General features: G+C 44.4%; 12 protein-coding genes and 11 pseudogenes. 1 reads left to right on the top strand and 22 read right to left on the bottom strand.

What is annotated here, in order from left to right; all coding sequences use genetic code 11:
• Positions 1-19: 19 nt before the first annotated feature.
• The 22 genes and pseudogenes from IPO27_06305 to IPO27_06410 form a co-directional block, all read right to left on the bottom strand.
• Complete coding sequence (locus tag IPO27_06305; protein ID MBK8846197.1) at positions 20-5,170, bottom strand: choice-of-anchor L domain-containing protein; 5,151 nt, start codon at positions 5,168-5,170, stop codon at positions 20-22.
• A gap of 263 nt (positions 5,171-5,433) precedes the next feature.
• Positions 5,434-5,880: a T9SS type A sorting domain-containing protein gene (locus IPO27_06310; GenBank protein ID MBK8846198.1), complete on the bottom strand. Its 447-nt coding sequence runs from the start codon at positions 5,878-5,880 to the stop codon at positions 5,434-5,436.
• A 91-nt stretch (positions 5,881-5,971) separates the two neighbouring features.
• The gene (locus IPO27_06315) at positions 5,972-6,157 is read right to left on the bottom strand and encodes a hypothetical protein (GenBank protein MBK8846199.1); all 186 of its coding nucleotides are present in this window, start codon (positions 6,155-6,157) and stop codon (positions 5,972-5,974) included.
• A gap of 135 nt (positions 6,158-6,292) precedes the next feature.
• Positions 6,293-6,481, bottom strand: coding sequence for a hypothetical protein (locus tag IPO27_06320; protein MBK8846200.1), 189 nt, complete (start codon positions 6,479-6,481; stop codon positions 6,293-6,295).
• A complete protein-coding gene (locus IPO27_06325; protein ID MBK8846201.1) occupies positions 6,465-6,779 on the bottom strand; it encodes a SprB repeat-containing protein in 315 nt (104 codons plus the stop codon). The genes IPO27_06320 and IPO27_06325 overlap by 17 nt, the downstream gene beginning before the upstream one ends.
• 41 nt (positions 6,780-6,820) lie before the next feature.
• Positions 6,821-7,069 carry a SprB repeat-containing protein gene (locus IPO27_06330; protein ID MBK8846202.1) on the bottom strand — a complete coding sequence of 83 codons (249 nt, stop codon included), beginning with the start codon at positions 7,067-7,069 and terminating at the stop codon, positions 6,821-6,823.
• A 14-nt stretch (positions 7,070-7,083) separates the two neighbouring features.
• Positions 7,084-7,170 (bottom strand): annotated as a pseudogene (locus IPO27_06335) (hypothetical protein).
• Positions 7,163-7,705 carry a hypothetical protein gene (locus IPO27_06340; protein MBK8846203.1) on the bottom strand — a complete coding sequence of 181 codons (543 nt, stop codon included), beginning with the start codon at positions 7,703-7,705 and terminating at the stop codon, positions 7,163-7,165. Before IPO27_06340 ends, IPO27_06335 begins: the two are co-directional and overlap by 8 nt.
• 7 nt (positions 7,706-7,712) lie before the next feature.
• On the bottom strand, positions 7,713-8,027 hold the full coding sequence (locus IPO27_06345; protein ID MBK8846204.1) for a SprB repeat-containing protein: 315 nt from the start codon (positions 8,025-8,027) through the stop codon (positions 7,713-7,715).
• Positions 7,996-9,696, bottom strand: coding sequence for a SprB repeat-containing protein (locus IPO27_06350; protein MBK8846205.1), 1,701 nt, complete (start codon positions 9,694-9,696; stop codon positions 7,996-7,998). The genes IPO27_06345 and IPO27_06350 overlap by 32 nt, the downstream gene beginning before the upstream one ends.
• Positions 9,686-10,447, bottom strand: coding sequence for a SprB repeat-containing protein (locus tag IPO27_06355; GenBank protein MBK8846206.1), 762 nt, complete (start codon positions 10,445-10,447; stop codon positions 9,686-9,688). The genes IPO27_06350 and IPO27_06355 overlap by 11 nt, the downstream gene beginning before the upstream one ends.
• 242 nt (positions 10,448-10,689) lie before the next feature.
• Positions 10,690-10,863 (bottom strand): annotated as a pseudogene (locus tag IPO27_06360) (hypothetical protein).
• Positions 10,864-10,983: 120 nt separating this feature from the next.
• A pseudogene (locus IPO27_06365) lies at positions 10,984-11,316 on the bottom strand (SprB repeat-containing protein).
• Between the two features lie 126 nt (positions 11,317-11,442).
• Positions 11,443-11,646 (bottom strand): annotated as a pseudogene (locus IPO27_06370) (hypothetical protein).
• A gap of 21 nt (positions 11,647-11,667) precedes the next feature.
• Positions 11,668-12,012: pseudogene (locus IPO27_06375) on the bottom strand (SprB repeat-containing protein).
• A 117-nt stretch (positions 12,013-12,129) separates the two neighbouring features.
• Positions 12,130-12,465: pseudogene (locus tag IPO27_06380) on the bottom strand (SprB repeat-containing protein).
• Positions 12,466-12,582: 117 nt separating this feature from the next.
• Positions 12,583-12,930: pseudogene (locus tag IPO27_06385) on the bottom strand (SprB repeat-containing protein).
• Between the two features lie 123 nt (positions 12,931-13,053).
• A pseudogene (locus tag IPO27_06390) lies at positions 13,054-13,365 on the bottom strand (SprB repeat-containing protein).
• A 144-nt stretch (positions 13,366-13,509) separates the two neighbouring features.
• A pseudogene (locus IPO27_06395) lies at positions 13,510-13,845 on the bottom strand (SprB repeat-containing protein).
• 135 nt (positions 13,846-13,980) lie between these two features.
• Positions 13,981-14,562: pseudogene (locus tag IPO27_06400) on the bottom strand (SprB repeat-containing protein).
• Positions 14,563-15,048: 486 nt separating this feature from the next.
• Positions 15,049-16,137 (bottom strand): annotated as a pseudogene (locus IPO27_06405) (hypothetical protein).
• Positions 16,138-16,976: 839 nt separating this feature from the next.
• On the bottom strand, positions 16,977-20,621 hold the full coding sequence (locus IPO27_06410) for a PKD domain-containing protein (GenBank protein MBK8846207.1): 3,645 nt from the start codon (positions 20,619-20,621) through the stop codon (positions 16,977-16,979).
• A 384-nt stretch (positions 20,622-21,005) separates the two neighbouring features.
• Between IPO27_06410 and IPO27_06415 the strand changes: the two genes are divergently transcribed.
• A complete protein-coding gene (locus IPO27_06415) occupies positions 21,006-21,713 on the top strand; it encodes a UMP kinase (protein MBK8846208.1) in 708 nt (235 codons plus the stop codon).
• Position 21,714 lies beyond the last annotated feature (1 nt).

Consider the following 21,714-nt stretch of genomic DNA (forward strand, 5'->3'; position numbering starts at 1 on the left):
TACCTTGGCAGGTGTAAAACTATCTTATCAAATCAATGTTGCCGGTAAACTCATGAGCCTTTCCGCCAGCTGTAACTACTTCGATACGATATATATAATTGCCTTGAGGGGAAGGCTTTCCATTAAAATCAAGCCCATCCCAGGCATTTTCAAATGACTCTGAAGTGAAAATAGGTGCACCCCAACGGTTATAAATCACCATTCGGAACGATTGAACATTAGCAATGTAATTACTGGTAAAAAATAAATCATTCTTGCCATCTCCATTTGGAGTAAATGAGTTAGGAATCCATAGCGGAGCAATAGTAATTTCCTGTTCACGCGTATCCTGACAACCACTAATGTTGGTTACTGTAAGTGTAACGGTGTGTGTTCCTGATTCCTTGAAAAAATGTAACGGATTTTGTTCAAACGAGCCTTCTCCATCATCAAAATTCCAGTACCAGGCAACTGCATTCTTCGATAAGTCGTTAAACTGAATTTTTGGATTCAAAAAAGTTGCCAAATCAGGATTCATTTTAAAATCAGCAACCGGATCATCTGGATACTCCACATTAATTTGCTTTGTAAGGCTATCTGCGCATCCATAAGGAGTTGTTACTACCAGCTTAACTGAATAAAATCCTCCTTTTGTATAGTCATGCATTGGGTTAGTACCAAAGGCATAAGTGCCATCTCCAAAATACCACTTTACGGTTGAGCCAGACTCCGGGTGATTTGCTATTGCAAACTGAACACGCAATGCTCCGCAAATTACTGTGCTGTCATAAAGAAAGGCTGCATCCGGATAATCATGCATTGTTACAGTCACCAGATTTGATTTAGCAGTGCATCCATTTTGATTTATAACAGTAACCATATATGTACCTGACGTTTGGGCAACTACCTGTTGCGACACACTGCCATTTGACCATGCATAGCTTAATCCGGTATTTGCTGAAAGTGTGACCGTGCCTCCTTTGCAAAAATCAAGCGGTCCATTGGCGGTAATAACAGCTGTAGCATATAATACACTCACAGTAAAAGGTTGCGCACTTGCAGTGCAACCATTAGCATCCGTAACTATAACCGAATATTGTCCGGCAATGCCAGTTGTAAGAGTAGCAGTTGTATTTCCATTTGACCAAACATAGGATGAATAATTACCAGCGTTCAGGCTAGTTGTGTTGCCGTCACATATCTTATCTAATCCTCTAATCACCGGCAAAGGAATCGGATTTACAGCTACAGCGAATGATCCTGTGCCCGTACAGCCATTCAAATCAGTAACAGTTACAGTATATGTTCCAGTGGTAGTAGCGTTATATACCTGAGTAGAACTACCCGTATTCCATAAGTATTGACTATAGCTTCCCGCATTTAATTGAGAAGTATCTCCATTACACACAGTCGCCAATCCGGTAATAGATGGTGAAGGCAAAGGATTTACAAGTATATTTATACTCGTGCTGGCAGTACAGCCATTGATATCTGTTACTGTAACCGTATATATCCCCGAAGAAGCTATTGTTACAATCTGGGAATTGCTGCCACCACTCCATTGATACTGTATATATCCAGTCCCTGCATCAATGATCGTACTACCTCCCTGGCAAATAGAAGCAAGTCCTGTTATTGCAGGTGTGGGTGTAGGATACACCACAAGTGTTTGAGCAGCAGTTCCCGTACAACCATTACCATCAGTAACTAATACGGTATACGTACCTGACGCACCAAATACTGCAGCCTGTGCAGTGATTCCGTTACTCCATTGGTATGAGGAATAGTTCCCGGGGCTCCATGTTGCTGTATTACCCTGGCAAATAACTGTTGGTCCGGAAATAATCGGTGTTGGATTTTGATTAACAATAATTATTGTAAATGCGCTTCCGGTACAACCGTTGCCGTCTGTCACCGTTACTGTGTATGCTCCCGCAGCCGACACCGTAGTTGTTTGCACCGAATCTCCATTAGACCATAGATAACTAACATATCCGTTTCCCGCACTTAAAGAGGAACTCGTTCCGGCACACAGGCTAAGGTTTCCGGTGATAACCGGAACAGGCAGTGCGTTAACCGTGACGGCAATATTAGTGCTTGCTGTGCAACCATTCAAATCAGTAACAGTAACGGTATACGTTCCTGTCGTACTTATGCTCTGGGTTTGACTGTTGCTGCCATTATACCAAACATAAGAAGCATATCCCAATCCGGCATCTATGACAGATGTGCTGCCCTGACATATCGAAGTAAGACCTGTAATTGTTGGTGTTGGGGCAGGATTTACATTAAGTCCCAGACTTGCTGTTCCTGTACATCCATTATTGTCGGTTACAGTAACGGTATATACTCCTGAATTAGCAACATTAACCTGTTGGGTGCTGCCTCCACTAGACCATACATAACTTGTGTAGCCTGCACCAGCATTAAAATTACTTGACTGCCCTTGACAGATAATGGTGTTGCCATTTATTTGGGGCACTGGATTTGGATTCACAATAACCTGCACACTGGTGCTTCCCGTGCACCCATTATTATCCGTAACTGTAACCGTATAGGTAGCAGCCATATTTGTTGTTAACGACTGATTGGTGTTGCCATTGGACCATGAATAACTTGCATAACCTGCACCAGCATTCAAAGATGATGTGAGTCCCGAACAAATGGTAGGGTTCCCGGTGATGGTTGGTAGAGGCAAGGCATTTATAGTAACTACCTGATTAGTGCTTGCTGAGCATCCGTTTGCATCTGTAACAGTTACAGTATACGTTCCTGAAACATTAACATTAAGTGTTTGTAAAGTTGATCCAGCATTCCATACATAAGCAGAATAGCCATTACCAGCATCAATTATGGTATTATTTCCCTGACATATGGAAAATATTCCCGAAATAGAGGGAGAGGGCAACGGATTAACCACCAGGGCTGTGGTTGTACTTGCCGTACAGCCATTTGCGTCTGTTACCGTTACAGTATATGTTCCAGCTGCGCTTGTATTCAGCACTTGTGTGGTGCTTCCATTAGACCAGTTATAAACAGTAAATCCTGCTCCCGCATTAAAAGAAGTTGCTGCCCCCTGACATATGGTAGTATTACCAACTATTGCCGGTGTTGGATTATTATTTATGGTAATATTTACTGATGCGGTTCCAGTACATCCTCCATTAATAGCAACTGTTACTGTATAAACTCCGCTTGTTGATGGACTCTGTATTTGATCTGTACTTCCATTACTCCACAGGTAAGATAAATATCCTGCTCCGGCATCCATTGATGCGGGAGTGCCGGCACAAACGCTAAAAATTCCATTGATGGTTGGTATAGGATTTGCTACTGCGATTATAGTGACAGAATTTGTACCTGTACATCCATTCCCGTCTGTTACCGTAATAGTATATGTTCCACTTGTATTTAAATTTTGAATTTGGGTTGAAGCTCCATTGCTCCATGCATACGTTGCATAACCTGGTCCGGCATTTAGATTGACAGAACTTCCACTACAAAAAGTTGTTGGTCCGCTGATAGTTGGTGTAGGGTTTGGATTAATTGCAATTGTATGCGAATCTGTACCGGTACATCCATTTACGTCTGTTACAGTTACAGTATATGTGCCTGTTGCTAAGGGCGACCAAGTTTGTGTTGTTGTCCCATTGCTCCATAAATAGGACGTGTAACTACCGGCATTCAAAGAGGCTGGTGCACCTTGACAAATAGATTGTGGACCGACAATTATTGGAACCGGATTTACATTGACAGCAAGTGTAACACTTGCTGTGGCTGTACATCCCCCGGCTTGGGTAACAGTAACAGTATACGTACCAGATGAACTTGCACTTACTATTTGATCTGTAGAACCAGTACTCCACAAATAGGATTGTCCCAGGTTTGCTTGTAAATTGGCTGCAGCCCCATTACACAACGCAGTCGGTCCCGTAATAGTGGCAGTAGCACTTCCTACCGTGATGGTCAAGGGGTTACTGGATGCAGTACATCCGGGGCCGTTTGATACGGTTACCGTATATGTACCAGCGGTAGTCACAAAAATGTTTTGAGTAGTTGCACCTGTGCTCCAAATATAGCTTTGCCCTGTGTTTGCAGTCAAGGTAACATTACCTCCCGGGCATAAACTGGTTGGACCGTTGGGTGTGATGGTTGCTACCGTAGGTGCTGCTGCTACATATAGCGTAGTGGTATATGCGAAACAGGAGAAATTAGGATTTGTAACAAATGCTGAATACTGATTCACTGTACCAAGTTGAGGAACATTTACAACAATACTTTGTGTTGTTGCTCCTGTACTCCAATTATAATTGCTTGCCGCATTTAAATTTAAATTTACTACACCTCCCGGGCAACCCCAAACTGTATCATTATTAGCTACACTCATTCCATTAGCATATAAGTTTATTTGCCCAAGACTACTAAAACTTCCTCCTTCAATAAACACTGCACTATTTAAGATGTGATCGGTTACATCAGCAACTGCTAATTTAATATGATACGTTTCGCAAGGATATACAGCCGATTTTGCCTGAAGAACTGTAGTAAAAGCATCCAGATACATGGTTCCTCCTCCAACATTGTCTACAAAAAAGCCACAATTGGTACAAGGTCCAGAAGACACTCCCGGGTAAGGACCTCCGTTATTTACGCTATTGATTGAAACCGGGATAAGGGTGTTTGGAATAATGGCTATATTCTTGTTTCCCACTATTCCCGGACCACTAATAAAGAAGCCAAAAACATCGTTAAAACTTGTATTTACATAATCATTATACTCCTCAGATCCAAAAACAAATCGAAACTGAACAGAATCGCTTGCCACCGAAAAATCAAACTCCAATATAGCTGCATCGTATGTTTGCTGTGGGTTCACAATATTATCCAAATCTGGATCTCCAGAATTTTGCCCACCTGTACTTTCACTCGCAAAAACTGCCGCATTCCCGGTTTGCACTGCATTTCCAGAACTTAATGTAATTCCCGAAGTCATTCCTAAATTCGTATTGGTGGCAGTAAATGTTCCTTTTCCATTGGCTGCACCGGTATAGGTTACATTAGAAATCGTAACTCCATTTCCCAAAATCGTATTTACTAATGCGGTTGGTGTAGCGGTTCCATTTACTGTAAGTTGTGCATTTGAATGTTCATAAAGCACAAATAAAAAAAATACAAGTAGAATTCGTTTCATTGTTGGCTAGTTTAATTATACCTATGTTAATGAGAAATAATTAGCTACTATATATTGTAACTAAGTTACTTCCATCTATATAATACGGGTACAAGGTATGAAATGTTAATAGCCAAATCAAATTTTTTTCGGCTCTGACCAAATATTGATTCCTCTAATCGAATAATTAGCAAAAATTGCAATTTTGGAAGATTGCTTAAAAATAAAATAGCCCGCAATTCAAAAACTGCGGGCTATTGTTATCGGTTTTTTAAAAAAAACTGCTACTTGTCTTTTATAAATTTCACACTTTGTCTCATTCCATCAATCTGTAAATCAATCAAGTATACGCCATTGGCAAGTTGGGTGAGATTATATTGCCTATTGTTTCTCCCTTCAAAAACTGGTTCTTCTATCAAGAAAACAATACTGCCAACATAGTCATATATTGCCATTCTTATCTTTCCGCTTTGCGAAGCATTCCAACTAATATTTAGTATACCATCGCCCGGATTTGGATAAACTGTAGCTAAATTTTCATTCACAAATGTTCCACTCGCCATCTTAGGTGGTGCCGGACAGGTAAGCATACCTGCAGTACTTCCTTGCGCACCACCGGCCCAGGCACGTAGTATATTCCATACCGCTGTGCTGCAAGCCGATGTTAAGTAAGGACTTGAACATCCTCCTAATTTCTTGTTCGCTTCATTTAATACTTGCGTTACAGTCATTCCTGCAAATGGGGCCGTGTTATATATCAGGTCGCCTAACGTTACTGTTGGTACGGTGCAAAGTTTGGATCATATGCATCAAATACAACGCTCATTTTAAGCTCACTACCAAGGCTGCAAACGAACTGTTAAACGTTGTGCTTGTAGGATTATTCAGGTTGGAAGTTAGTATTGTTGCTCCTCCTGTTCCTGGTTGGCCGGTTAGGAAATTGCGTACTGCGGTTGAACTGCTTAGTGTTAATGTGCGGCTACCTCCGCAACCACCACCAACTACCAAACTCGCTGGGAATGCGGCCGGGAAGTGGTTGGTCAGGTAAGTACCTATGTTATTGCCTGCTGCCGGTGTTGTCCATCCCTGCGCGTTACCATACGTACCGGATTAGGGAACTCGGTATGGAATGGGCTTCCATTACTACACACATAGGGTGGTTGTGTTATGGTGACACTTGCCTGCGTTAAACATCCTCCGCCATCCGTTACCGTTACCTGGAATGTTCCAGCAGTTAATCCGATTACATCCTGTGTGGTCCTTACCGGTATGGTATTCCACTGATATGTATAAGTGCCACCACCACCGCTTACGCTTATGTATGCTGCTCATTGTTACCTCCATAGTTAGTTACATTGCTTGTGCTATCAACAACTACAACAATTGACGTTGGTGCTGTTATTACACAACTGCTGCTGTTGCTGCAACCGTTTGCATCTGTTACTGTTACCGTATATGTACCAGCAGGCAAGTTGCTTATGCTGCTAGTTGTTTCAAAGTTATTCCACACATAGGTATATGGCGCAGTGCCACCTGCTGCGGCTACACTTGAGGCTCCGTTGCTTCCATTATTGCAAGTAGTATTAGTACAGCTTTGGCTTAATACAATAGCACTAGGTTGAGTTAACACTACACACAAGGTGATGGTACATCCATTGGCATCTGTTACCGTTACCGTATGTGATCCTGCTGCAAGGCCTGTGCGGTCTTCGTTAGTTGCTCCACCTGTCCATATGTAGGTATATGGGCGGTACCGCCTGTTACCGTTATGTTGATGCTGCCATTGCTGCTGCCATTACATGTTGGATTTACATGCGTTTCAGTGATGTTAAGACCATTTACAGGTGCTGTTACCACATAACTTGCTGTGGCCGTACATCCGTTTGCGTCTGTTACCGTCACCGTATACGTGCCTGCCATTAAGCCCGTAGCTGTTACCGTTGTTGACCATTGCTCCAGCTATAGCTATATGGGCTTACGCCTCCCATAGCCGCGGCCGTAGCCGTGCCATTGTTATTTCCGCCAGTTTACATTGGTGCCACTGGCTGTAGCTGTCAATGCTGCCGGCTCCGTTAAGGTTATGCTTACCGTTTGGGTACATACTCCATTGCTTACTGTTACCGTATACGTGCCTGCTCCTACGCCCATCAAGTCTTCGGTTGTTGCTCCGCTACTCCAGGTATAGGTATACGCGCCTTGTGGGTTGGTGGTCAGGTTTATGCTGCCATCAAGACCTCCGTTGCAACGGATGTTGACCCCGCCTGCATACGTTGGACTGTTTAGGGTTGCCGTAAACGTGCCTCCACCTACTTTCACACATACACTTACTACACATCCATTGGCATCGGTTACTTGTACAAAGTTGTTGCCTGAACATAAGTTGGTACCTGTTTGGGTGGTCTGTCCATTGCTCCACAGATAACTGTAAGGGGCTGTGCCTCCTGTCATAGTCACTGTGCCCGTTCCATCGCACAATCCACAATTGGCATCGGTGCTGCTGGTGCTTATCGTATCTAATACTGCCGGCTGCGTGATCTCGATGCTGGCCGTGGCCATGCATCCGTTAACATCTGTTACCGTTACTGTATATGTTCCAACTCAGGTTAGCGGTCATGCTCTGGCTTGCTCCGTTGTTCCATGCATAGCTGTATGGCGCAACGCCTCCCGTAGTTACTACACTGGCACTGCCATTGCTCTGGCCATTGCAACTTACATTGATACCACTTGCTGTGGCAACCATGATGGCCGGCTCGGTAATTTGAGCGCTATCAAGTTTTGTGCAGCCATTGCTGTCGGTTACCGTTACATAATACCATCCGGCAAGGGCCGTGATGCTCGTGTTTAAGCTATCGATCGTATCGCCAGGGCATTGGTCCATACATAACCATATGGGCGCTGCCGCCATTCAGGTTAGTGATGCTGATGCTGCCATTGCCACCATTACATAATGCATTGGTTACTTGTAAGCTATACTGGATTGCTGCTGCCTGTCCTACCATTGCTGTGCATGTGGTGGTACATCCACTGGCATCCGTTATTAATACGGTATATACGCCTGCTACTAAGCCGGTGTTGATGCCATTGGTGCCGCCATTGCTCCACTGATATACATATGGTGGGGTGCCGCCAAATACATTTACCGTTGCTGTTCCTAATGCCTGACCACAAGATGTTGGGGTGCAGGTAGTGTTGCAGTTAAGGGCTGCACTTTGGGTCAGGATAATTGCTGCCTGAAGGCTACAGCCTAAGCTATCGGTTACGGTTACATATACTGTTCCTGAACTTAAGCCGGTGGCTGTTTGCGTGGTTTGGCCATTGCTCCATAAATAAACATATGCATTGCCAACTGTGTATGGCGTACCTCCTACCGGAGTTATGGTTGCTGTTCCATTGTTTCCACCCTGACATACGGCTCCTCCGGTGCTAAAGCTATAAACGAGCGGACCCGGCTCTGTTACCGTTACCGTGCACTGGCTGCTGCAGCCATCGCTATCAAATACGGTTACTGTATATGTTCCTGCTCCCATGCCCGTAGCTGTCAGCGTGGTTTGTGCCGGAGCTGTGTTCCAGATTACATTATATACTCCATTGCCGCCTCCGGGTACTACTGTGGCCTGGCCATTCTGATAGCCACTGCAACTTATACTCTGCGTAACGCTGGCTGTGCATGTTACCGGAGTTGGTGCTCCTATAACTGCCGTGGCCGATATCGGTCCGCATCCATTAGCATCGTTTACTGTTACTGTATATGATCCTGCTGCAAGGCCGCTGATGGCACTTGTGGTTGCTCCGTTGCTCCACAAATAGGTATATGGTGGGGTACCTCCGCCTACTACTGCCATGGCTGTGCCGGTTGGGTTTACACAACTTACATTCGTGTTGCTCGTACCTACCGATAAGGCCGTAGGTTCTGTTATCGTTACCGTGCAGGTGCTCGTACAGCCTGCTCCATCGGTTACCGTGGCAGTATACGTTCCTGCGCCCAGGCCCGTGGCAGTTTGCATGGTCTGACCATTGCTCCATGCATACGTGTATAGTCCTGTGCCGCCTGTACCATTTACAGTCGCGCTGCCGGTAGTTAATCCATTGCACGTTACATTTACTTGCGTAATGCCACATGCTAAGGCCGATGGCTGGTTGACTACAAAGCAATACGTTACACTACAACCCGCACTATCCGTTACCGTTGCATAATATACACCTGCTGTTACGGTAGCTGTATTGGTAGTGTTGCCACCATCATGACTCCAGCTATACGTATACGTGCCGCTGCCTCCTGTTGGACTAACCAACAATACACTCGTGCCTCCGTGGCAGGCGATAGTCGTTTGGCTAGGGTTAACTACAATTGCGCTTGCAGTAGTAAGTACATATACATTGCTTGCAGTACATCCGTTGTTGTCAGTTACCGTTACTGTATAGGTGCCCGCTGTTAGGCCGCTTATCGTGGCACTATTCTGTCCGTTGCTCCATGCATACGTGTAAGGCGCTGTGCCTCCGCTTACGCTTGCTGTGGCGCTGCCTGTATTCTGGCCATTACATGCCACATCCGTTTGGGTGGGGCGTAATTACGATGGCTGCAGGCTCGGTAATCGTTACATTGGCAGTGATGGTACATCCATTGGCATCAGTAATCGTTACCGTAAACGTGCCCGCTGCAAGACCGCTCACATTCTTCGTGCTGCTGCCATTGCTCCATGCATAGCTATATCCTGGCGTTCCGCCTACTACATTTATTGCTGCACTGCCGGTGCTGGCGCCATTACATTTTACATTCACCTGGCTCGTGCCGGTGATCATCGCACTTGGCTCTACTATCTCTATTTCTATCGAATCAACACAGCCTGATGCGTCTGTTACTGTTACCGTATAGGTGCCTGATGCAAGGCCGGTGGCCGTAGCATCAGTTTGTCCATTGCTCCATAAATACGTGTAAGGCGATGGGGCTACGGTGGCTACTACCGTGGCTGTACCACTCGTGCCTCCATTACATAATACATTTGTTCCACTAATATTTAATACCAGACTACCCGGTGCTGTTATGGTTAAACTGGCTGTAGCTGTGCATCCATTAGCATCTGTTACTGTTACGATATATCCGCCAGGCACAAGTCCTGTGGCGGTTGCACCTGTTTGTCCGTCACTCCAAAGGTATGTGTAAGCCGGAGTGCCTCCTGCTCCCTGTGCCGTAGCACTTGCTGTGCCACCACCTGTACAGGTGATTGGTACAACAGTAGGGATACTTGCAGTTGCAGGGTTAGTGGTTCTGTAATTTCTATACTTGCCGTATATATACATCCTTGTGCATCAGTAACGGTTACTGTATAGGTCCCAGCCGTTAAGCCCGTGGCGGTCATCGTGCCCTGGCCTGGTACCGTATTCCAACTGATGCTGTAAGGTGCTGTACCTCCGGTAATGCCGCTAATAGTTGCGCTGCCGTTATTACCTCCATTACATAATACATTTACTCCTGTTAATGGATTGGCTGTTATCGTGCTGCCCTGATTAATGATAATTCCTGTAAGTTGTGCGGTACATCCATTGGCATCCGTTACTGTTACACTGTAGGTACCTGCTGGCAAGTTAACAGCGGTGGCTGTTGTTTGACCATCACTCCACAAATAGCTGTAAGGCATGGTGCCTCCGCTTGCTGTTACTGTGGCGGTGCCTATTCCCGTTTGACACGTAGGTTGGGTTGTGGTAAACGCTGCCATTATTCCTGTAGGCTGAGTCACAACCACACTTGCGGTCTTGGTGCATCCATTGGCATCAGTTATGGTTACGGTATAAGTACCTGCACTTAATCCTGTAGCTGTTGCTGTAGTTTGGGCAACACTGGTATTCCACAAGTAAGTATATGGGCCGGTGCCTCCTGTTACTCCTGAAACAGTAGCTGTTCCATCGTTACCTCCATTACAACTTACCGCTGTGATGGTCAATGGATCGCAGGTTATGGCTGCCGGCTGAGTTAACGTCACACTGCAACTGGTTGTACAGTTGTTCTTGTCTTTTACGATCACCGTATACGTGCCTGCTCCTACATTGTTTACTATCGCGGTAGTGGCTACCGGTACGGTATTCCAGGTATATGTGTAACCTGGCGTGCCGCCTGTTACAGTTACGCCTATCTTGCCTGTGGTGGCTCCATTACATGCTATGGTTTGCAATACGTTTGCACTGCAACTTAATACTGCTGGCTGTGTTAACGTTACACTCTGTGTCTTGGTACATCCGTTGGCATCAGTTATGGTTACGGTATAGGTTCCTGCCGCTAGGCCAGTAGCTGAGGCGGTGGTTTGACCGCTGCTCCATGAATAGCTATATGGTGTTACACCTCCCGAAACGCTTGCCGTTGCCTGTCCGTTTGCCGCTCCATTACATTTTGGATTCTTTGGTGTGATGCTTACAATCATTGCATTGGCCTGGGTTATTACAACCATCGCATTGCTTATACATCCGCGCTTATCCTTTATGGTCACATTATACATGCCTGCCATTACTCCCGTAATATCCTGTGTCGTGGCTCCTGTGCTCCATAAGTAGGTATAGGCTGGTGTGCCGCCTGTTACCGTTAAGTCGATGGCGCCATTGCTGCCACCATTACAACTTACATTGGTTACAGTATACAAAGCCAACAAGGCACTTGGTTGGGTAATTACTACGCTCAATGTCTTGGTACATCCTCCTGCATCTGTTACTGTTACGGTATACGTTCCTGCTGCAAGGCCTATTACAAACTTCGTTGTTTTTCCATTGCTCCATAAGTAACTATATGGTGCTGTTCCACCTGTTGGTACTACCGTTATGGTTCCGTTGCTACCGCCATGGCAGCTTACATTGGTCTTCTTGCTCGTTACATTCAAGGACGGTGGCGCTGTTAAAGTCACGCTCGCGGTTGCCGTACATCCGTTGGCATCCGTTATGGTAACTGTATACGTTCCTACGCCTAAGCCGGTTGCGATGGCTGTGGTCTTTACTGGTACCGTGTTCCAGCTATAGCTGTATGGTGCTGCACCTCCTATGGCGATGGCCGTTGCCGATCCGCTGTTAGCTCCGTTACATGCCGGATTGGTACCGTTAACAAACACAAATAATTGTGATGGCTGCGTTACCGTGGCCGTGCCCACTTTGGTACAGCCGTTGGCATCCGTTATGGTTACGGTATACGTTCCTGCTGTTAAATTGTTGATCGTTTGTGTTAATGCGCCATTGCTCCATACAAATCCATAAGGTGGGGTACCGCCTATGGGTTGTGCTGTTACACTGCCATTGCTGCCACCAAAGCAGCTTACATTGGTTACACTTGCATTGCAAATGCAACTTAAGGCGCTTGGCTCTATGATGATGGCACTTGTACTTTGTGTACATCCACTTCCATCTGTTACCGTTACTGTATAAATACCGGCTGCCAGATTGATGATGGTGGCCGTACTAGCTCCATTGCTCCAACTATAGCTATATGCTCCACTACCTCCGGTAGCTGTGGCGGTTATACTGCCATTGCCTCCTCCATTACAACTCACATTGTTGGTTGCAAGGCTGAGGGCTATAGCGGCTGACTGTCCTACGGTGTAGGTCGTATTGGTGCTTACCGTACATCCATTAGCATCAGTAACAGTTACCGTATAGGTTCCCGCTGATAAACCACTGATGTCTTCGGTTGTGGCTCCGGTGCTCCATAATACTGTATAGCCCGCTGTGCCACCTGATATGGTCAGGTTAACAGCTCCGGTGTTGCCTCCGTTACATCCTACATTGGTTACTACGCCACTTAATGCCAGTGGTGCCGATGGTTGGCTAATTGTTACCGAACCGGTTGTCATGCATCCCATGGCATCGGTAATGGTTACCGTCCATGTTCCTGCCGTTAGGCCGGTTGCATTGGCGGTAGTCTGTGCTGGAATCGTATTCCACTGGTAGGTATATGGGGCCGTGCCTCCTACTACATTATTTAAACATGCCTTGCCATCATTGCCACCATAACATTTGATATTATCGCAAACAACTAAGGTAAAGGTTATGGCAGGTGGCTCTACTATATTATACGTGCAACTCATGGTACATCCATTGGCATCAGTTACCGTTACTGTATACGCACCTGCCGCTAGGCCTCCTATAGTTTGGGTAGTAGCACCCGTGCTCCAACTGTATGTATAGGGGGCGGTGCCTCCGGTTATGTTGCTCGTTATCATTCCATCGCTGCCTCCGTTGCACATCGCATTGCTTACGCTGCCACCACAAATAAGTGGTGCCGGAGCTGTGATGGTAAATACAACTGCCAGATTACAGCCGTTGCTATCCGTAATTAATACCGTGTGAGTACCTGAGCTTATGCCTGTAAACAAGCCACTGCTTTGAACTGCTCCACCATCAAGGCTATAGTCGTAGCCTGCTGCGTGTATGCCTGCACCGCTCCATGGCGTGCCGCCAAAGGCTGTGATATTTATGCTACCTGTTTGGCCAGCACATAATGGTTGGGTAATCGTGAAATTCTTATCTAACATGTTAGGCTCGAATATGTAGAAGGTCATGATCGTATCGCATCCTAAACTATCTGTTACTGTAAGTGTATATGTGCCTGCAGTCAAATAATTGTTGATGGCGGTGGTGGCGCCATTGCTCCATTGATACGTATAAGGAGGCGTAGCGCCATTTATATATACGGATATTTGGGCTGTACTATCGCCATGGCACATGTTGGGGATGATTGTTTTGCCAATGGTAAAGGGTGGGTTTTGGAGAATTTCGATGGGGTAGGTAAACGTGCATCCCAAACTATCCGTAATAGTTACTGTGTACACTCCGGCTACCAACGAATCAATGTCCTCTTCTGTGCTACCATTACTCCAAAGGAAAGTATAAGGCGGTACCCCTCCAATAACAGTGATATCAATAGCTCCAGTCGCCTCATTATAACAATTCACATTCGTAACCGTTTCAACTGCATACAATGGATCAAGATCTAATAAGTCAACAACACCCATCACGCTGCAGCCATTGGAATCAGTAACCACTACTATATATGTTCCATTACAAAAATATCCGGCTATGTAAGAAATGTATCCATATCCAAGACTGTCGTACGCACCATAAACGCCTGCAGAAATATTATCAACGTTTAATGCAGTATCACCGGGGTTAGGCCCAAGCACAAGAATATTAACTGCGGTTACCATGCTATCCAGTAAAATATCAATATATCCATTGCAGGTATCACTGCAACCGGAGGCATGTCCTATTAATGTTAAGATCATTTGAGGCGGCTGCGTGATATTAATCATTACTGTTTTTTCGCATCCATTAGAATCAGTAACTGTTACTGTATAAGTTCCTGCGCTCAGGCTGTCTAAATCTTCGTCCGTACTACCATTATTCCATTGATAAGTATAAGGTTGAAAACCACCGGAAACCATAAGATCAATTGCCCCATCGGCTCCGCCATAGCAAGTTACATTAATAGAATCATAGGTAACAACAAGTGAGGCAGAATCCTGAATTATAACATCCGTTATTGCAATGCAACCATTGCTATCTGTAACTATCACTGCATAAACTCCCGCACATAAACTATCAAGAACATAAGAAATTGACCCCATTCCATTGCCATAGGCTGTGTCGCTTACATCCATTAAATATACGGCCGTATCGGTAATGATTGGTCCTAAAACAAGGATATTATAAGGGGAGAATCCGCTATCAACATTAATAACAATGGACCCGTTGCAAGTGTCTCCACACGAAGAATTAAAACCAACAACATTCAAAATAATTTGCGGTGACTGGGTGATATTAACAGAAATAGAATCGATACAACCCAAAGAATCAGTTACTATAATCGTATAGGTTCCTGCATCCAATCCTGAGGCGGTAGATACACTTCCGTCAGTTGCAGTTAGAATTGTGCCTGCATTCCAAGTATAAGAATATGGCAACGATCCTCCTGTTGGGGTAACTGTTATACTACCATCCTGCAAGCCAAAGCAAGTAACATTCGTGTGAATTTCATCAATCATAAGATTACATGAGTCTGAATCGCAACATTGATAGAAACTAACATTTAATAATTGCGAGGTGTCGCTGCAACCAAAACTGTTGTATCCAATTAACCTGAATATTCCACCAGGAACATTAATGGTTATGTTTTGAGTGGAGCTATAGAATACGAAATTCGTTCCTATGAGCTGCTCCCATTGATATGTGGCAAGCCCTTCGGGACCAGGAATAGTAACTGAACCACATTCTTCACAAAATTCGTAGCAACCAGCCGGTGCACAACTTAAATCGGGCAATGGGTTTACGATAACCGATGCAGAAGATTTACATCCGGTAGTATCTGTAGCGGTTACTGTATATGTTTTTGCAAAAGCAGCAGGAATAGGTGTTCCCACCTGACCGGTATTCCAAGTTAACGATATATTTGTACCATATGTTGGCGAAGAAGTAACTACCAATGTATATAGTGGCCCTTCGCAAAGCGGAGTGCCAGCAGGATTAGTGCCAGGATATGGGCCGGTGTAGGCAGTAATAATCGGAGTTGCCGGGTTTGGATTAACAACTACGTTGACGCATACAGAATCAACACAACCACAATTATTTGTTGCTACCACACAGTACGATCCGCTATAAGAAGTAAAAGCAGCAGGGATGGTAACTATATAACTTGTATCAGTAACACCAAAATACTGTGTACTCACAGCGATTCCGTTATAATACCACTGATAGGTATATCCGGGAAAAGTTTCCAAAATAATGTCTTCGCCTTCGCAGTAAACTGTATCACCCGAAATACCTACTAAGGGCAAATCGCATACATTAACCTGAACGGGCGCTATGGCAGGATACGCGCATCCATTAGCCGTAGTAACGGTAACATTATATGTTCCGCCTTGAGTTACCCAAAACACACTATCGTTTCCGGTAATTAATGGCGGAGGGGTCTTAGTCCAGATATACGTGCCACCAATTGACGGAGGATTAACAAAAAGCATAACTGAATCGCCTTCACAGAAAGTAAGCGAACCAGTAGAATCGATTGAAGCGGCTAATGGAACGCCATCAATTGTAACTAAAACAGAAGCTGTTGAAGTACAGCCATTCGCAGTTATAGTAACGGTATAGGTATACGTTCCTGGGGCTGGAGCCGGAATAGAAAGATTAGCAGATGTGCCCACAACCAAACCTGTTGGTGTTTGAACCCATGAATACGTTATCGCATTACCACCTGCTGAGGTTTTCAGATCCAGATTTTCGCCCTGGCAATAGTTAGTGGGTCCAATAATGGTAGCTACCGGACTGGCATTAATAGTAAGGGGACCTACAGAGGATGTATATGGACAGCCAAATGCAGGGTCGGTGCCGGTTACGGTATAAAATCCATTTTGCTTAACATAAATGGGATTTACATTATTTGGAGGAACAACATTTGACCACGTAAATGGTCCCGTACCTGAGGCGGTCAATTGAATGGAGTCGCATGAGGATGTACCTACTGTTATATTTCCAGAGCCTGCAGGGTTAACCGTAATGAGCTGCGAGATCGAATCAATGCAACCATAAATATCTGTCACCAATAATTTTGCTATACCGCCAGCACCTGTATATAACACAGAAACAGATGGGGCACCAGAAGATGCCGGGGTGGCACTACCAGCAAAAGTCCACAAACGAGTAGACGATGCACCAAAAGAACCATCTACAAAATTTACTGCTGTGCCAATGCAAATTGGAGAAGGAGCAGTAAAGGCCGCAATAATTGGCAATGGAACTGTAAAAGTATGACTGGTTGAACAAACTGCACCCGTTGAAATATCAGTAAGCGTAAACACTACTATATTAGTTCCGACCAAAAGTTGCTGTGGTGGTGTTGGTGAGGTACTAATGGAGTTCCGCTGCCATTCAGGTACCAATTGTAGGTATATCCGCTTGCTGAGCCAAGGAAACAGGAGCAACTACTAAGGTTAGTAAATATGGTATTGCCAACGCAAACGAAATCGTAGGTAAAGCATGGCTCTACAGGAACAACTACGGAGTGGGTTTCATAAATAGTGGCTGTGCATGCTGCACCTGATGGGAAGATAGTGCCACTGCACTGTCCATACACCGTAACATCATAAGAGCCTATGGCAGCGTATGTATGAGTAGCAGGTGTAACAGTGTCTGTATTTAAATCACCAAAATTCCAGCTGGTAAATGTGGCTGTTCCGGTTTTAGTAAATGTGACTGTTTTGCAGATGGGTGGTGTCCATGTAAAATCAATGGTACCACAAGTTACATCTGGAACACAATCACCGGTATCCGGAGGAAGGCACAAGGTGTCTTGTATAAAGCTCACCGTATTGGATAGGCCTGTACATCCATTGCTATTGGTTACTGTACAGAAAAATGAAGTTGGCCCTGTTATCGAAGTGCTGAAAGAGGCATTGGTATTTCCATTATTCCATAAGAATGTATAGCTACCGTTATTTCCAATTGTCAGGTTTACCGTAGTTGGGAAAGTGCACACCTGCAAAGGATCACTGGTTGCAGCATAAATACATGTTGGCCCGGGATTAACGGTAACCGTATTAGTTACAGTGCCAGTACATCCATTCAAATCTGTAACTGCAAGCGTAACAGTATAAACACCAGAGGCAGCATACGTAACCACCGGATTAGAGATAGTAGAAGTGGAAGGACTTCCACCGGGGAGACTCCATGCGTAAGAGCCTCCACCTGATCCGGTAAAGTTAATTTGATTGCCTGCACATTGTGGAGAAGTAGAGGTAAAAGATGGGGTTGGTGGCGTATTAATAATTACATTAAAGGGAGGCACAACTATGGGACATTTGCTTGTTACAGTCAAGTTTACGGACGCATTTGTTGGAGAGGCTGTTAGCCATCTAACCGTAATACTATTGGTACCTTGTCCTGATAAAATAAATCCCTGAGCAGAAACAGACCAGGTATAGAGAGCACCTGAAAGTAGTGGCTGAGGGAATGAATAGGTAACCGTTTCTCCCACACAAACAGAATCATCTCCTGTAACGATTGGTAATTGGGGAACACTGTCTACTTGAACTGTAGCGTAAGCAGTATCGGCACAACCATTTGCATTTACTACATACAACTGAACTGTATAGCTGCCTGCATCTGTATAAATATGCGTAGGATTTTGTGTGGTAGCTGTGTTAGGATTAGGAATAGTAGCATTTGGATCACCAAAATTCCAAAACCATTGCCAACCCGGGCCATTGCTTGTAGTAGAAAAATTAACCACATTGCCCATGCAAGGATTAGCCGGCAAAAAGCTGATGTTGGGTACTGGTGGAAGGCTATCTACAAACACGGGAAATAAAACCGAATCAACATCACACAAATCAATCTTTAATTTAACATTTGCAACTCCTTCATCTATCCATTTAATAATAACGGTGTCTTTGCTATTCGTATATTGAATAACACCAGCAGACGAAGGCTGAATAGACCATGTATAAACAGCATCTGTTTGGATAGCGCCATTATTAAAATAATATGTTTGAAAAGTTTTTTTACACATCGAGTCAACCCCTAATACTGTTGGTGGCACAATGGGTGGATAAATAGTCACATTAATAGTGGTGTCGTCAGACGGGCAATTGGGGCTGTTGGTAAGAAATTGCGAAACAGTTACTGACCCGCCTCCGGCATTCCACTGAATAGATAAAGATGGAGCAAGGGTAGTAGTTGTACCGGCAGGAATTCCATTTACCACATTCCAACTATAAGTAACCCCTAAATAATTTGGTGTAACATTATATGTATATGATGTGCTATCGCAAACCGTATCTTGTCCGGCTACTATAGGCTGAGGTGGATTTGGGACAACCTGCACAATTAGAAAAACAGAATCGTTGCAAAACGGCCCGGCAGGAGTGGTAGCGCTTACCTTATAAAAACCTACCGTATCCCAGGTATAAGTATTAAATATAGTTCCGCTGGGGAAACCAGTAATTAATGTTCCTCCGGGAGTTTGTACATACCAGGAGGTGCTTGCCGAGTTAGCAATGAAAGGATTGGTTGTATTGGCTACGCCAACACACAATTTGGCTGGCCCTGTTATTTTAAAAACAGGTTTAATCATTACATTAAGCGTTGCGTTGCCCCCACAGCCCGAATCGTTGGTGCATAAAGCACCATCGAGCAGGCAACCGCTTCCGGTTAGTATATTGTTATAGTTAACATTGATAGTAACGGGGCCTGTATACGAAGTATCCCAATTGATGGTAATGTGATGCATAAATGTATCAACCGATAAATAAGCAGCAGGCGGAGTTATCGTCCAGTTATAGGTGCTGCCCGGAATACATTCTACTTCATAATCTGTTGCCGGTGTGCCCTGGCAGATAAGCGTATCGCCTTCTATATTCATTGTAGGCGGCACAATATATACCTGCCTTACGCTGGGGCTTGTACACACTCCAGGACAATTGGTTACTATTAATGAAATGGTACCTACCGGGCCTGAATTCCAAACTACAACAACAGAATCGAGCGTGTTGGATCCTAATATAGTTCCATTGGCACTTACGCTCCATAAATAAGTAGCACCAATACACGCGTTGGTTCGGTACACAGCAGTATCTCCCGGGCACTGAACAGAAATACATTTTATCTCCGGCCCTGAGGAAGGGTCAACTTCAACTTCTACCGAATCGATATAGCTATTGCCACAGGCATCGTAGCCAATCACAACAGCCCACCAATTTCCGGGTATGTTATAGTAATGTACCGGATTGGTCATGCTCGAGGCAAAGCCATCACCGAAATACCATTCCCAATCAATAATGCCGACAGCGCCACTATCCCAATAATAGACAGGGTCGCCTTTACAAATATGTATCTTTCCATCACCTGCAGGTGGTGGATTAGTTGCCCAACTAAAATTAACGGGGCCCGATGCCAATCTTGTAACATTTTGATTGCATGTAAGAATCTGACCATTAACTAATATTGACCATGTAATCACCGTTGTGCCTACCGGAAACACTCCTGTCGAATTATTCCAAACCGAATCGTACTTGCAATCGGAACCGGGTTGCCCTTGTGTTGAGCCACCGGCCTGCACATAAGTAGGCAAGCTAAGAGTTACCAACGAATCGGGCACATCGAAACAGATAGTAGTATCGGGTGGACAAACTAGTTCACAGCACCTTCGAACAACCGTTGTTGATGCGGTACTTCCTCCATTATCAGTAACGGTAACGGTGAGCACATAAGGTCCCGGGCTAAACGGTAAAGGACATTGGTTGGTGCTGCCATCACTCCACAGATAAGTAAATTGGTAAGGAGGCTGTCCACCACATGCATCGGCCAAGGTGCAGGGGCATGGCGCATGTGGCTGAAGGAGGATAGTCAACTGAAGGCAATTGGTTTGGCTATACACTTTTGTACTTGTAAGCGAAATAATTGCAAGAACAGAAAGCATCAAAATTAATTGTAGTGGTTTCTTCTTCATAAGCATTTATATTTATCTAAGTTGGTATCGAGGGGCTGAGGGCGTTACAACACAGATGCATTAATCTGGCCTAACACTCGAAAAGATTAAAAAAGACCCATTCATCAAATCAAATTAGCGCAACTATTGCAAACAAGTTTTGATGTTATCAGAAATTGAAATTGATGAATTAAGGCTTTTGTTAACGTGTGTAATTAAGAAAAAATAATTGACATGGCAATTTTTTTTCAATGAAAAATAATGACAATCAGCCAAAAGCATTGTTCATTATTTTTTTTACGGGAATGTAAATGAAAATTGTTATTAGAATCATTCTTGTATTTCAATAAAAATGAAATTCAAATTTTAATACCTTTGTGCTCATACTCTTTCCCCTTAAACAATATGAAATATAAACGTCTACTACTAAAACTTAGCGGAGAAGCCCTAATGGGTGCTAAGCAATTTGGAATTGATAATAATCGATTGCAACAATATGCTCAAGATATAAAACGCATAGTAGATTCGGGAGTGCAAGTAGCCATTGTAATAGGAGGAGGAAACATATTCAGAGGGTTACAAGCCTCCGAAGGAGGCATGGACCGGGTGCAGGGAGATTACATGGGTATGCTAGCCACAGTTATAAATAGCATGGCCTTGCAAAGTGCCCTTGAACAAAATGGAATTAATACCAGATTACAATCAGCTATTAAGATGGAGGCAATATGCGAACCGTTTATACGAAGACGTGCGGTAAGGCATCTGGAAAAAGGCAGGGTCGTAATTTTTGGTGCCGGCACTGGGAATCCCTATTTTACAACTGATACAGCAGCATCGTTACGTGCAATAGAAATAGAGGCCGATGTTATATTGAAAGGCACACGTGTTGATGGAATTTATACCGCTGACCCTGAAAAAGATTCGAGTGCAACGAAATTTGAGACACTCAAATTTAAAGAAGTATATGATCGCAACCTTAAGGTTATGGACATGACCGCTTTTACCTTATGCGAAGAAAATAAATTACCCATCATTGTTTTTGATATGAATAAAGCTGGAAATCTTTTCGCTTTGGTAATGGGAGAAAAAGTGGGCACCTTGGTAGAGGTGTAAG

The organism is Bacteroidota bacterium (genome assembly GCA_016714535.1).
Taxonomy (GTDB): Bacteria; Bacteroidota; Bacteroidia; order AKYH767-A; family OLB10; genus JADKFV01.